Consider the following 13,683-nt stretch of genomic DNA (forward strand, 5'->3'; position numbering starts at 1 on the left):
GTATTAAAAGAAGAATTTGGAATTTTTGTTTATTTGCGGCTCTATGGTCAGCAGTGCTATTTATTTTCTACGTTAACTACGGATTTATCTTTGATTTATACACAGATAATCTAGTTACTTACTACTTACTTCTTAACTTAGACTACGGATTTTACTTTGGGCTACTATATACAATTTTATTTTTTGGAATTGGAACTATTATTTTTAGCTTTTATAGATTAAAAAAAATGCGGAGGAATCTAAAAAATGACACGAAGAACTCGTAAAATTATTGTTTGGATTATTGCAATCCTAATCGTTCTTGGAATGTCATTAACGATTCACAGAACGGTTCAATACGATAAGGGTGAAAACACTAACTATGCATTAAAAGCACAAGCTGCTTCACAAAAAAATGGGATTTTAGTTTTTTGTTATCACCGAATTATTAATGATGATTTAGGGGTTAATGTTGTTAAATCACTATCTGATAACTCACAACTCCATGACTTTGCAGTTACTACAACTGAGTTCAAGAAACAAATGAAGTTTCTTAAAGATCATGGAATTAAGGTCATTAGCGGTCAACAAATGTATGAAATGGTTAGTAATCAAGAACCAATTAAGGGTAAATATGCCGTCCTAACCTTCGACGATATTGACCGTTCAACCATTGAAAATGCAATGCCAGTAATGGAAAAATATAACTTCCCGTTTACCACTTTCATTGTTACCGGAAATACAGGTCGTTATCGTGAAGGATCTAAGTTCGCTACTTGGAAAAATATTTTAAAAGCCAAGAAAAAAGCCGGTAACTTACAAAGTCTAGAATTGCATACTAACAATATGCACTACCTAACCCGTGGATTAATCCCAATTATTCAAAGACCGGACGAATATAATCACTTCAAACGTGACTTTATCACTAGTCAACGAATTATGCATGAAAAAACGGGACAATTCGGAACTTCATTTGCCTATCCTTATGGTGGTGGAACCGATAAAACAACTAATTTCTTAAACTCTCAAAATCTCCAATGGATCGCTACATTGAATACTGGAATTGTAAACGACAAGACTAATTTAATGTACACCCCAAGAATGATCATTAATAATGATTCTTGGCCAAGTATTCAAAAATGGTTCTCAACCAAATAAAATAAAAGGTGCGCTAGATTAAATTCTAGCACACCTTTTTATTTGCTCTTAAGAGCGTTTAATCAACCTTTTAATACCATAACCAATTAAACCGATCCAGCCAATGATTGAAACCCAAATAAGGCCTCTAAACCAACCAGCACTTTGGTATTGAATCGTTAAATGATTAACTCCTGGTTTTCCATTTACAGTAATCGCACCGATTGAATCGGTCTTAACGGTTTTTAATTGTTTCCCATTTAATTTTATGATTGAGTGGGCATATTTAACAACCGCTAACTTATGGGGTTGAGTATGATTACTCTTATTTGTCCATTTAACAGTCATTATACCGTTTTTAACCTGATAATCATGATTTATATTCGGCTTGATAATTGATTTACGATACTTGATATATGGACTAAATTTTTGATATTCAAATACTGAAATTTTTTGCTTCACTGGCATATAATCTGGGGTTGCCTTAATTACCAACTGCAAAATTCTTTGCGGATCATCAGAACGCAATGCTGAACGTAATCTATTCGGATCGGACGTTCTAATAATCGTTTTACGAGTACTAATGATTACTTTGTGTGAATTAAAGTAACGACTCTTACTTAAAACATGACTAAAGTCCTTATACATCACAAGTAGCATTAGTAAAATCGTTATGCCCCCAATTACATAACGAGACCAATTGATGCTTTTATCAGAAAGCAGGATTCCAATCGCCAAATATAATAAAACGTACGGGATCACTAAAAACCGAATCGGATTTTGAATCACGGAGTCCACCGCTGGGATTAGCTTAGATAGCAATGTCCACGGGAAAAGGAAGGTCGGAATCCATAGAAAAAATGTTCCATTCAGAATAATAACCCGAGTAGTTAAATCAATGTGCTTCCATCTAATAATTAGGTATAAGATTGCAATTACAAATAAGAACAGCGTACTGTACTGAAGCCTAGTGGTGCCGTTGGGGGCAAACAAAGAATCAGATGCTAAATGTAAATCTGGCAGCACGGGCAACAAATGATTGGAAGAAAATAGTTCTAACATCCCACCCCAAACGTTGAATGACAACAATAACGTTAGGCCAATTGATTTAAAAAGTGATTGCCACATTTGTTTACGATCATCTGTGATAACCAACCCTGTCACAAAAAATGGAATTAACGCTAATGCACAAATCGCACTAGTAATGTTATGAATTTCGAGCAATAAAGTCATCGAAAGGGCCAATTTAATCCAAGCAATCCGTCTGGTGCGAATCATTTCAGTTCCACATAGCATTATTAATGGAACAAAAGCCGCTCCCCATGCGGTAAATTGTTGCCCATTGATCCAATACAAGATGGGGGTCGAAAACATATAACATCCAGCAATTACTAGCGCCCATAACTGCTGAACGTTGTTTTTAATTGATAAATGGTACATTAAACAGCCACTGATAATGAATAATAACGCTGAACTTATTAGCTGATAATTAACCCAGTTTTTGCTAATAAGTAGCAAAAAACCGTTAAAATATGCAAATAATGGTCCATAGACGGCGTTAACCACCCTACCAGACTGGCCAAATCCGAAAAATGATTGAAAATAGCTATAGCTACCAGTTTTAATTTGCATCATTGCATCATAGAATCGATTCATATGAAAAAGTGAGTCGATTCCTACATAAGCGGCATTAGTGTACCATTGTGGAAACATTGCTAATAATGAAATAACCAAAATGACTCCGTATGGCCACGTAGTTCGCCAATTAATTTTGTTATTAAGTGATTTCATGATCAACTTCCCTATCAAAATTTGTATAAAAAATAAGGCAATTGATTTAGACATAGTAAATCAATTACCTTAATTATAATAAATTAGTCGTCTAATTTAGTCTTGTTAGTAACTTTAAGTTTGTCGTCAAAGTCATAAACAACTGGTTCACCAGTCTTCATTTCTAAGTCCATGATGTCATCATCGCTGATTCTTTCAATGTACTTGCTTAATGCACGAAGTGAGTTACCGTGAGCAGCAATAATTACATTCTTACCGTCTAATAACTTAGGTGCAATTTGATCTTCCCATAAAGGCATAACTCTTTCAAGCGTAACCTTGAGGTTTTCACCTGCAGGAATCAAGTTTGGATCTAAGTCAGCGTAACGACGGTCCTTCTTTGCAGAGTATGGAGAGTCATCTGGAAGAAGTGGAGGAAGAGTGTCATATGAACGACGCCAAATGTGAACTTGTTCGTCTCCATATTGTTCAGCAGTTTCCTTCTTGTTTAATCCTTGTAACTTACCATAGTGACGTTCGTTCAAACGCCAAGTCTTAGTTTCAGGAATCCATAGTTGGTCTGATTCTTCTAAAGCAAAGTGTAAAGTCTTAATCGCACGGGTCAAAACTGAAGTAAATGCATAGTCAAATTCTAGACCGTGTTCCTTCAATAATTTACCAGCGTTCTTAGCTTCTTCAACACCCTTGTCACTTAAATCAACGTCAACCCAACCAGTAAATTGGTTAGAAAGGTTCCATTGACTTTGTCCATGACGAATTAATACTAATTTTGCCATAAGTTCCAAACCTCTTTCTATTTTATAATTAAAGAATTCATAACAATGATACACCATCTATCATTATTTTTCAGTAGATTTAGATTTTTTTATGATTTTTACTTCATCATTGGGATGATTGTCGACCCGTTGCACATTTAATATATGGAGAATAAAAGTAAAAATTGGAACAGACACAATCAATCCCCAGCCACCAAAAATTTTTTCACCAACAATCAAAACAACAAAGGTATAAAAAATTGGTAGCTTAGTTCTCGATGACATAAACTTTGGGTTTAATACGTATGCTTCAATTCCATGAACCACTATAATTGTAATGATCATATAAATCACATCGTAAATGCCGCCAGTAGAGTAACAAACTAATGATAATGGAATAAATGAAATAATTACCCCAGCCACTGGAATTAAACTAAGGAAAAACACTAATAATGCTAGTATCAATAGTTGTGGTAACCCCATTACTGCCATCACAATGGTCGTTAAAATGGTATTGCAAATCGCAATAAATAACTGTGCTTCTAAAACAACACCAAACGTCTTAACGAAAATTTGAGCATAGTAATAAATATCTTGGAATAACCAACCGATATTACTCGTCAAAAATTTCTTGGAAAAGGTAGCCATTCGATCACTTTCCAGTGTAAAAAAGAAACTCAATATTAAAGAAATAAAAACTGAAACACTGACTGATCCGATACTGGTAATATATTCAAAGACAGTATTCGCACTCCCCTTTAGAAACGAAACAACGTTAAACTTAGACAAAAAATCAGCAATGTAAGCCTGAATCTCACTATCTTGTCCAGTTATGTCATTAGGGCTCTGGTAGAAATTAATCAATGATTTAATCCCCATGATTGCTTGTTCGATAATTTGGGGAACATAAACTGCTAAGGCCCATGATACTAATACTACGATCGTAGCATAAATAATACATACTAATAACGACTTAGGAATTTTAACGTATTTCCAAATCCAATTAACAATGGTGGTTACTAAGAACGTAAATATAAAAGTTAGTAAAATAATCGTCATCATTCCACGGACCAAGTAGAGGACGGAAATGATTGCTAATAACACCACCAATCTCCGTAATCTCACGTTTTCAATAAATTGATCCCATAAATGCATTCAAATTCTCCTATTCTGATTAGTTATTTAGAACTTGTCCACTCTCTAATTGATTGATGGTTTGTGGACGGATTGCTAAGCGATTCGTAACGGCTGCCCGATCCATTTTTTTAGCTGAATTAGCAGTTCTTAACGCTTTAATTCGATCGGTAATATTCTTAAAATAGCTATTATTTAAATTGCCATTGGTAAATGCTTGTTGTAATAATTTCGCTGATTGAGCATATTTTTTAGAATGGTTAAGCCGTAATGATTGGTTATAAATGCCCGTTAGTTCAATTGCACCGTTCAATAAATTTTCACTATTTTTTAATTGTTCGTTTGCCCGTTGTACCAGTAATGATGACTGCTTCAAACTAGCTACTTTTTGATACTGGGCAATTGCGGTTACAAAGTGTTGAGCATTATAAAAAGTATCAGCAGCTTGAATGGTCTGTACCTGCTGAAGCGATTTAAGTGCAACTTGATTATCAGGCTGAGCATCTAATGCCTGCTTAAAATTTACAACTGCTTGGTGATATTGCCGATTTTGAATTGCCTGATTACCCTTACTGATGGATGAATTAGCTTCATGATTACTGGAACTATGGCCATTAATCATAAGGCCGCCAAACAATCCAACTACAATAATGGCAACAATCGCTACCAATATTTTTTTCATATCTAATCCCTCTTATACTTTATTTTATTCAATTATACCATTTTTCCAGTAGTAAAATAGAATACATTCCTTCCAAAAAATTAATAAATAAGCGTATAATATTATTCATAGTTAAATTTCTAGAGAGGATTTGTTTATTTATGTTAGAAAAACCTTTTTATCGGCAGTTTTTGAAAAGAAGCTTTAATATGCCTGTTAAAGTAACTTATTGGGACGGTAAAAGTGAAGTCTATGGTGAGGGTGAACCCCAGGCTCACATCACATTTAAGGAAGCAATTCCCATTCGACAAATTACCAAAAATGCTTCAATTGCACTTGGTGAAGCTTATATGGATGGCAAAATTGAGATTGACGGTAATATTGAAGATTTAGTTACCTCAGCTTACGAAAGTGCGGGCAGTTTCATGCGTAACAGCAAGTTCATCAAGTTCTTGCCTAAACAATCACACAGTGAAAAAGAAAGTATGAAGGATGTCCAAAGTCATTACGATATTGGAAACGACTTTTATAAGATTTGGCTCGATCCAACAATGACATACTCATGTGCCTACTGGGAAAACCCAGATGACACATTGGAACAAGCACAGATGAATAAAGTTAGACACATCATCAAAAAACTCAATCCTAATCCAGGAAGAACCCTTCTTGATATTGGTTGTGGTTGGGGAACCTTAATGCTAACTGCTGCTAAGGAATTCGGCTTGACCGTTGCTGGAATTACCCTCAGTAAAGAACAATATGATTACGTTCAAAAGCGGATTCAAGATGAAGGCTTAGAAGATGTTGCAACCGTTTACCTCCGTGACTACCGTGATTATCATGATGAACAATTTGACTACGTTACTTCAGTTGGAATGTTCGAACACGTTGGGAAGGAAAACCTTGGTGAATACTTCAAATACGTTAATAAATACTTGAAGCCAAACGGGGTGGCGTTGATTCACGGAATCACCAGACAACAAGGTGGTGCCTACAACGGTTGGATCAATAAGTACATTTTCCCAGGGGGATATGTTCCTGGATTAACGGAAAATATTGACCATATTGTTGAAAATGGAATGCAAATTTTTGACTTAGAAACCTTGCGGAGACATTATCAAGTGACTCTCGAACATTGGGATCATAATTTCAATGAGCACTTGGATGAAGTTAAAAAAATATTCGACGAACGCTTTATTCGGATGTGGGACTTATACCTACAAGCCTGTGCCGCATCATTTAAAGCTGGAAATATCGATGTTATCCAATACTTAATCTCAAAGGGACCATCTGGACATGCTTTACCAATGACTCGCGAATACATGTACGATGATAAAAACAAGCCAGCAAGTAAATAATTAAAAAAGTGGTGATAACGATTAATGTTATCATCACTTTTTTTAGAATAGATTAGTCAAGCCGCGCCAGAATCGAACAAAGATGTTAGCTTCATCAACAGAATTGCTAGCTACCATTGGCACTGATAATTGTTTATTATTTAATGTCTTAAAATCGGTAAACGTTAAATTCCCAATTTTTTGATTAGCCTTCACTGGAGCTTTAATCCCCTTACCGTCCTTGACGTTATCGTCCAAATTTAATTTTACATTAGAACCAGCTTCATTTTTATCAATCCAGTAATTAAATTGTGCTTTGGTTTTAACTTTAACGCTAGTGGATTTACCATCGGGAACCGCAACTTTTTGATAAGCGGTGGTTGAGCCGTTGGCAAGGCTTACATAGCGGTAGTTATCATAAACATAGTTCATAATTTTTTTAGTTTGGATAAAGCGACCAGGATCGGTAGGCATCGTATTGGAAGCATGCATCACAACGGTAATAATGCGGTGTCCATCCCGATTAGTCGTTCCAATAAAACTTCCCCCACAAGTAGAAGAAGTCCCGGTCTTCAGCCCTTGAACTGGCAGGGTTTTATCGTACTCACTTCCCCCTGGTAACATGTAGTCACCATTCCTTAGGGTCTTGCCCCCTAATGTATACTCACTAACGGAAGTATTATTTAAAACATCTGGAAATTGTTTAATAAATTGCTTTGCAATGGTCGCCATATCACGCGCAGACATCTTATTTTCATCGTTATCATTAGCATCTGGCATGCCAAGGGCTTTACCAACTTCCCCGTTGGTTAAACCACAAGCAGTATATAACTTAGCATCGGTAATCCCCAACTGCTTAGCCGTTTTGCGCATCATGAGCGTAAAGTTCTGCGTTGAGCCACCAACTAGGTTTGCTAATGACATCATTGCAGCATTAGCTGATTCAAATGACGCTTGGTAAATTTGTCTAACTGTATAGTGCTCTCCCTCAGCTAACGGTGCATTAGCGTATGTGGTATCAACACTTAATTTATGTAAAGCAGAGGATACTGGAACCTTTTGATCCCAGCTAATTTTGCCCTCTGCAATTGCTTTTCTAACGATATACAAAGACAGTAATTTACTCATCGAGGCTAATGCCATTGGTTTATTGATGTTCTTAGAATATAGCATTTGACCTGTATTCGCATCAATTGCAATTCCAGTTGTGGCATCAATATCTGGCTGCGCAGTTGTCTTAACAGCACTGGCACTTGCTGAAATCGGCAAGGCCAAAGTCATCAAAACGATTCCGATCATCAAAATCATTTTAGAAAATCGGTGAGTAATATTCATAACTATTTATCCTTCTTATCTGTAAACTTTAATTTTTCAAATCCTGTTTTTTTCAACGGTTGATCAGCATGAATTGGCAAATGAATCGCAAAACTCGTTAATTTGCGGTTAGATTCAACTTTAATAAATCCATTATGACTATCAACGATGTTTTGGACAATCGCTAAACCAAGTCCGGTCCCTCCGGTTTCCTTATTTCGTGATGTTTCAACCCTGTAAAACCGTTCAAAAATTTGGTTAATTGATTTTTTAGGGATTGGTTCCCCATCGTTTGCAACCGAAATAACCGCTTCATTGGCATTCATTTGGGAAGCACTTAGGTAAATGTGTCTAGCGTCTTTTCCATATTTCAACGCATTTGAAATTAAATTATTAAAGACCCGCCCTAATTTTTCGGCATCAGCTTCGATGTACAGATTATCATCCTTACATTCAGTAATAATTTTAATGTTCTTCTTTTCCGCTTCTAGTTCAGAACTTATTGCTAGCTGCTCAACTAGTTGTTTAACATTGACCCTATTCATTTGGAGATTCGTCGGCAATGTCCGTGCTTTTGAATATTCGAATAAATCATCTGCTAATGACTTCATCTGCTTAGACTTAAAAAAAGCAATGTGGGTATATTTAAGCAGGTCTTCCTTACTCTTATAGCCACCAGATTCAATTAACCCTAGGTAGCCAATAATCGATGTTAGGGGCGTTCTAATATCATGGGATACGTTAGTAATTAATTCATCCTTAGAACGCTCAATTGCCCGTTCCTCATTCATAGATTCAATTACACTATCGACCAAAGAATTAACACTATCAACAACCTTTTGATTCTCACTGTTAATTTTAAATGGAATGCGGTGATCAAAATGACCATCAGCAATGTAATGAATTTCATCAATTACATGCCGTAATTGAATTAAATGGTAGCGACGTAATAGCCGCCAGTAAATTACTACTAGGTCCACGATTCCCATCAATGCTGTCAAAATATTCTGCCACGTTAATAGTTTCATCCACCACGGAGCGGGATGCCCCATCGGATTTTGAAATGGAGCGCCCGGATTAGTAAAAATAGAATGCTTAATTGTAATAAACCCAAATTTTAATCCTGGATTATGAAAAAGCGCCTGGCTAAATAATACAATTATCGACAAATTAAGCAACAATAGTAGGATTAAGGTAATTACCCCTTCACCAAACAGCTCCGTTTTTTCTCGTGTTGTTAATTTCAATGTAAAGTATCCCCGTTAATTATTTCATTTCAATCTTGTATCCAACACCCCAAACGGTTTGGATTACCTTTTCGCCATTAGTGGCTTCTTCAATTTTATCACGCAAATGACTCACGTGAACCATCACGGTTTTAGCTGAAACCACACTTTCTTGTCTCCAAACGCGTTCAAAAATTTCATCAGCTGAGAACACTCGATTAGGATGACTAGCTAGGAGGTATAAAATCCCAAATTCAAGTGCCGTTAACTGAATTTCCTTATCATCAGATGTTTTTACTTCATGTGAATCCTTATTAATGGTTAATGAACCAATATCTAATACATCGGGTTCATCATTGGTCATCTTATCTTGACTTCTTCTTAGAAGGGAGCGCACTCTGGCCATGATTTCCAATGGATTAAATGGCTTAGTAACGTAATCATCGGCTCCACTGATCAACCCTTGAATTTTATCCATATCGGTGGTTTTAGCAGATAGGATAATCACTGGTAACTTAGAATCGCGACGCAATTCCTTGAGCACTTCAATTCCAGTCATATTTGGCATCATAATATCCAAAATCATCAAACCAATGTCATTTTCAGTCCGTAACACCGAAAGAGCGTCCTTACCGTTGTAAGCAGAAATTGGTTCGTATCCTTCGTTTCGGATGTAAATTTCTAATAATTGTGCGATTTCTTTATCGTCATCTACGACTAAAATTTTCATAATATCATCATCCTTAATTTCATAATTTTATTAATTATAGTGTAACAAATTAAAGCCAAATTTATTTTCTTAAGGTTTATTCTTTAATACTATTTTACTTGATTTACAAAACTTTAACATTTCTATTTTATCATACTAATTATAATCTAAAAAAAGCTAAGGAATTGAGAAAGCCCATTCCTTAGCTTTTTGTTATTTATTTTATTTGTAATTAGGAGCTGCCTTTGTAATTTGGACATCATGTGGATGAGATTCAATTAGTCCAGCATTTGAAATTCTGACAAATTGAGCGCGATCGATCATGGTTTGAATATCCTTAGCTCCGGTATAGCCCATTCCAGAATGTAAACCTCCAACCATCTGGAAGATAACATCCTTAGCGCTACCCTTGTATTCAACCCGAGCTTCAATTCCTTCTGGAACGAGCTTTTGGGCTTCATTCACTTCACCTTGGAAGTAACGGTCCTTTGAACCATGTTCCATGGCAGCGATACTTCCCATTCCACGGTATGCCTTGTACTTCTTCCCGTTTTCTTCGAAGACCTTACCAGGAGCTTCGTCAGTTCCTGATAACATACTTCCTAGCATAACGGCATTTCCACCAGCAGCGATTGCTTTAACAACATCACCACTGTACTTGATTCCACCATCGGCAATGATTGGCTTGCCCCATTCACGAGCAACTGAAGCAGCATCATAAATGGCAGTTAGTTGAGGAACCCCAACTCCGGCAATGATTCTAGTGGTACAAATTGAACCAGGACCAATTCCGACCTTAACTACATCCACCCCAGCTCTGAACAAAGCATTTGTTCCTTCACCGGTTGCAACGTTCCCAGCAATTAAAGTGGCCTTTGGATAGGTATCACGAATTTCCTTGATCTTCCGTAAAACCCCTGCGGAATGACCGTGCGCAGTATCAATAACGATTGCGTCAGCCCCAGCATTTAACAATGCTTCTGCACGTTTGAAAGTATCACTAGTCACCCCAACGGCAGCGGCAACTAGTAGATGGTTATTTGAGTCAACAGCAGCATTTGGAAAACGCTTGGCGTCTTTTTCAACCGCCTTAACCTTTTCTACTTCTTTAGCTTGGTCATCGATTACCATGTTCTTGTGAATTACACCTAATCCACCTAAATTAGCTAAAGTAATGGCCATTTCATGTTCAGTAACGGTATCCATACTGGCACTTAAAAATGGCACATTTAGCTTTAAATTGGGTGCTAATTGGACACTGGTATCAACTTCGTTCGGTAAGACGTGGCTTTCTGCAGGTATCAATAAAACATCATCAAATGTGATTCCTTCTTTGGCAAATTTTGTATCCCAATTAGACATAATTTAAAGCGCTCCTTTTATAAATATTCAACTGTGTAAAATTATATTGTTTCTAATTTACCAAAAAAAAATATACTTGTAAACAAAACTTTATCAAACAAGTAAAAACTAATCTTTTTCACATCATTATCTTATTTTTGGAATAAAAAACGCTGAATTCACGAACAATTCAGCGTCAAATTTTTGATTATTTACGAACTGGCCTTCTAGAAACGAACAATCCAGTTGTAATGTTGTAATTTTTACGAACCCACAATGATACCCCAGCAGATACCAATGCGATAATGATATAAACCACCCCTGGCAAGACTGGATTAATGGCTGTTGGAATTATCAATACCAGGCCAAAGAACACAGAAATCCAGACGATTGCAAGCAACAGCATCCCTAATAATCGCATATACCACTTGCTGGTGTGTTTAACAGCTGGATCAAAGAGACGGGTGAAAATCGGCATTAGTGCCCCAGTAATAGCTGAAGTAACTAAGATAACAGCAACCCCAGAAGACTTAGCTTGTTCTGCGGTAACATTCTTGGACATTAAGAGGGTGATTCCATATAACACTGAGAACAAAGCCAGAAAAATTAAAAAGTTATAAACGGCGTTAGACCAGTAGTTAGTGAATAACTCCTCTTTTTCACGCGGTGGATTCTTAATGAACTCAATTCGTTGTTCGATCGTTCCATAAAGATTCCGAGCAGTGGCCCCACTTTTTTGTTCCTTGACCAATTCAGCGACCATTGATTCAACCGTCGTTTGTTTCTTTTCAGCAGGTAAATTGACCCGATCTAATTGCTGTTTAAAACGAAACATGTACTCGGCATTCCGCTTCGTTAAGCCCATGTTATCGAAGGCATTGCGTTCTTCTACTTTAGCAGCAGCCTTCTTTTGTTGTGCAGCAGCGGCTGCATTTCGTTTTCGATTATCGTTACTCATTCAATTCCTCCGTTATTAAACGTTAAATCTAAAGTTAACAATGTCACCATCTTGCATGACGTATTCTTTTCCTTCGACCCGTAGCTTTCCAGCTTCCTTAACGGCACTTTCACTACCGAGTTGGTCTAAGTCATCAAATGACATTACTTCAGCTCGAATAAAGCCACGTTCAAAGTCAGAGTGAATAATCCCAGCAGCTTGTGGTGCCTTCGTTCCCTTTAGATAAGTCCATGCCTTAGTTTCTTTTCCACCAGCGGTAAAGAATGTCTCAAGCCCTAATAACTTATAAGAAGCCCGAATCAACTTGTTTAGGCCAGGTTCTTCAACCCCTTCAGCTTCAAGGAAGGTTTGCTTATCATCATCATCTAATTCAGCAATTTCTTCTTCTGTTTCAGCAGCAATTCCAATTGCTTGAGCACCATCCTTGGTTGCGTAATCTTGCACTTGTTTGAAGTATTCTGAACTTTCAGGATCAGCCATATCATCTTCACTAACGTTGGCAACGTAAAGGACTGGCTTTGAGGTAAGTAAGAACTCACCCTTTACGATTTTGGCTTCGTCTTCGTTAAAGTCGATTGAACGCACTGAGCCACCATTTTCGAGAACGGGCTTAATCTTCTCTAAGACTGCCTTTTCCGCTAGGGCATCTTCATCCTTACCCTTAGCGGCCCGTTCAACTTTTCCTAACCGCTTGTTAACAGCATCCAGATCAGCAATCCCTAATTCCAAGTTAATCGTTTGAATATCAGCAATTGGATCGACCTTACCAGTAACGTGGGTGATATTATCATCATCGAATGCACGCACAACATGAACGATGGCATCGACTTGACGAATGTTTTCCAAGAACTTATTTCCTAGTCCTTCACCCTTACTAGCACCCTTAACGATTCCAGCAATATCTGTAAATTCAAACGTAGTTGGCACGATTTTCTTAGCTGGAATCAATTCTTGAATCCGCGCTAATCGTTTATCTGGTACTTCCACCATTCCAACATTGGGATCGATCGTAGCAAATGGGTAGTTCGCCATTTCTGCTCCGGCATTTGTAATTGCGTTAAAGAGGGTTGACTTACCAACGTTAGGCAGCCCAATAATTCCTGCTGTTAATGACATAAAAAAATTCGCTCACTTTCTGTTTATTCTGTTTCGTGTTTTTCAAGTACTTTTTTGATTTTGTGATCAAATTGACGTCTGGGAAGCATTACAATATGACCGCAATTAGTACACTTGATTTTAATATCGGCACCCATCCGAATAATTTCCCAACGGTTCGCACCGCATGGATGGGGCTTCTTCATTTCAACAATATCATGTAGTTCATACATTGCAAAAACTCCA

13 protein-coding genes are annotated in these 13,683 nt (G+C 37.1%); 2 read left to right on the forward strand and 11 right to left on the reverse strand.

Going from position 1 to position 13,683, the window contains the following annotated elements; translation table 11 throughout:
* Nucleotides 1–246: 246 nt before the first annotated feature.
* On the forward strand, nucleotides 247–1,137 hold the full coding sequence (locus ACSVI6_RS00300; protein WP_491716739.1) for a polysaccharide deacetylase family protein: 891 nt from the start codon (nucleotides 247–249) through the stop codon (nucleotides 1,135–1,137).
* Nucleotides 1,138–1,185: 48 nt separating this feature from the next.
* Here ACSVI6_RS00300 and ACSVI6_RS00305 read toward each other — a convergent pair whose 3' ends face one another.
* The 4 genes from ACSVI6_RS00305 to ACSVI6_RS00320 form a co-directional block, all read right to left on the reverse strand.
* A complete protein-coding gene (locus ACSVI6_RS00305; protein WP_491720701.1) occupies nucleotides 1,186–2,907 on the reverse strand; it encodes a hypothetical protein in 1,722 nt (573 codons plus the stop codon).
* 83 nt (nucleotides 2,908–2,990) lie between these two features.
* Nucleotides 2,991–3,683, reverse strand: coding sequence for a 2,3-diphosphoglycerate-dependent phosphoglycerate mutase (locus ACSVI6_RS00310; protein WP_491716741.1), 693 nt, complete (start codon nucleotides 3,681–3,683; stop codon nucleotides 2,991–2,993).
* A 63-nt stretch (nucleotides 3,684–3,746) separates the two neighbouring features.
* Complete coding sequence (locus tag ACSVI6_RS00315; protein WP_491716742.1) at nucleotides 3,747–4,817, reverse strand: AI-2E family transporter; 1,071 nt, start codon at nucleotides 4,815–4,817, stop codon at nucleotides 3,747–3,749.
* A gap of 19 nt (nucleotides 4,818–4,836) precedes the next feature.
* Nucleotides 4,837–5,478: a hypothetical protein gene (locus tag ACSVI6_RS00320; RefSeq protein WP_491719770.1), complete on the reverse strand. Its 642-nt coding sequence runs from the start codon at nucleotides 5,476–5,478 to the stop codon at nucleotides 4,837–4,839.
* 140 nt (nucleotides 5,479–5,618) lie between these two features.
* Here ACSVI6_RS00320 and ACSVI6_RS00325 point away from each other — a divergent pair, with 140 nt between their 5' ends.
* Nucleotides 5,619–6,815: a class I SAM-dependent methyltransferase gene (locus ACSVI6_RS00325; protein WP_491716744.1), complete on the forward strand. Its 1,197-nt coding sequence runs from the start codon at nucleotides 5,619–5,621 to the stop codon at nucleotides 6,813–6,815.
* Nucleotides 6,816–6,857: 42 nt separating this feature from the next.
* Here ACSVI6_RS00325 and ACSVI6_RS00330 read toward each other — a convergent pair whose 3' ends face one another.
* From ACSVI6_RS00330 to ACSVI6_RS00360, 7 genes are all read right to left on the reverse strand, one after another.
* Complete coding sequence (locus tag ACSVI6_RS00330) at nucleotides 6,858–8,129, reverse strand: D-alanyl-D-alanine carboxypeptidase family protein (protein WP_491720702.1); 1,272 nt, start codon at nucleotides 8,127–8,129, stop codon at nucleotides 6,858–6,860.
* A 2-nt stretch (nucleotides 8,130–8,131) separates the two neighbouring features.
* Nucleotides 8,132–9,355, reverse strand: coding sequence for a sensor histidine kinase (locus tag ACSVI6_RS00335; RefSeq protein WP_491716746.1), 1,224 nt, complete (start codon nucleotides 9,353–9,355; stop codon nucleotides 8,132–8,134).
* Nucleotides 9,356–9,374: 19 nt separating this feature from the next.
* Nucleotides 9,375–10,064: a response regulator transcription factor CroR gene (gene croR, locus ACSVI6_RS00340; RefSeq protein ID WP_491716747.1), complete on the reverse strand. Its 690-nt coding sequence runs from the start codon at nucleotides 10,062–10,064 to the stop codon at nucleotides 9,375–9,377.
* Between the two features lie 201 nt (nucleotides 10,065–10,265).
* A complete protein-coding gene (gene guaB / locus ACSVI6_RS00345) occupies nucleotides 10,266–11,405 on the reverse strand; it encodes an IMP dehydrogenase (protein WP_491716748.1) in 1,140 nt (379 codons plus the stop codon).
* Nucleotides 11,406–11,592: 187 nt separating this feature from the next.
* Nucleotides 11,593–12,342 carry a DUF1129 family protein gene (locus tag ACSVI6_RS00350; RefSeq protein WP_491719772.1) on the reverse strand — a complete coding sequence of 250 codons (750 nt, stop codon included), beginning with the start codon at nucleotides 12,340–12,342 and terminating at the stop codon, nucleotides 11,593–11,595.
* A gap of 15 nt (nucleotides 12,343–12,357) precedes the next feature.
* On the reverse strand, nucleotides 12,358–13,458 hold the full coding sequence (ychF, locus tag ACSVI6_RS00355; RefSeq protein WP_491716750.1) for a redox-regulated ATPase YchF: 1,101 nt from the start codon (nucleotides 13,456–13,458) through the stop codon (nucleotides 12,358–12,360).
* Nucleotides 13,459–13,481: 23 nt separating this feature from the next.
* The gene (locus ACSVI6_RS00360; RefSeq protein WP_491716751.1) at nucleotides 13,482–13,670 is read right to left on the reverse strand and encodes a DUF951 domain-containing protein; all 189 of its coding nucleotides are present in this window, start codon (nucleotides 13,668–13,670) and stop codon (nucleotides 13,482–13,484) included.
* Between the last annotated feature and the right edge of the window lie 13 nt (nucleotides 13,671–13,683).

This window comes from Nicoliella sp. ESL1106, from assembly GCF_058509965.1.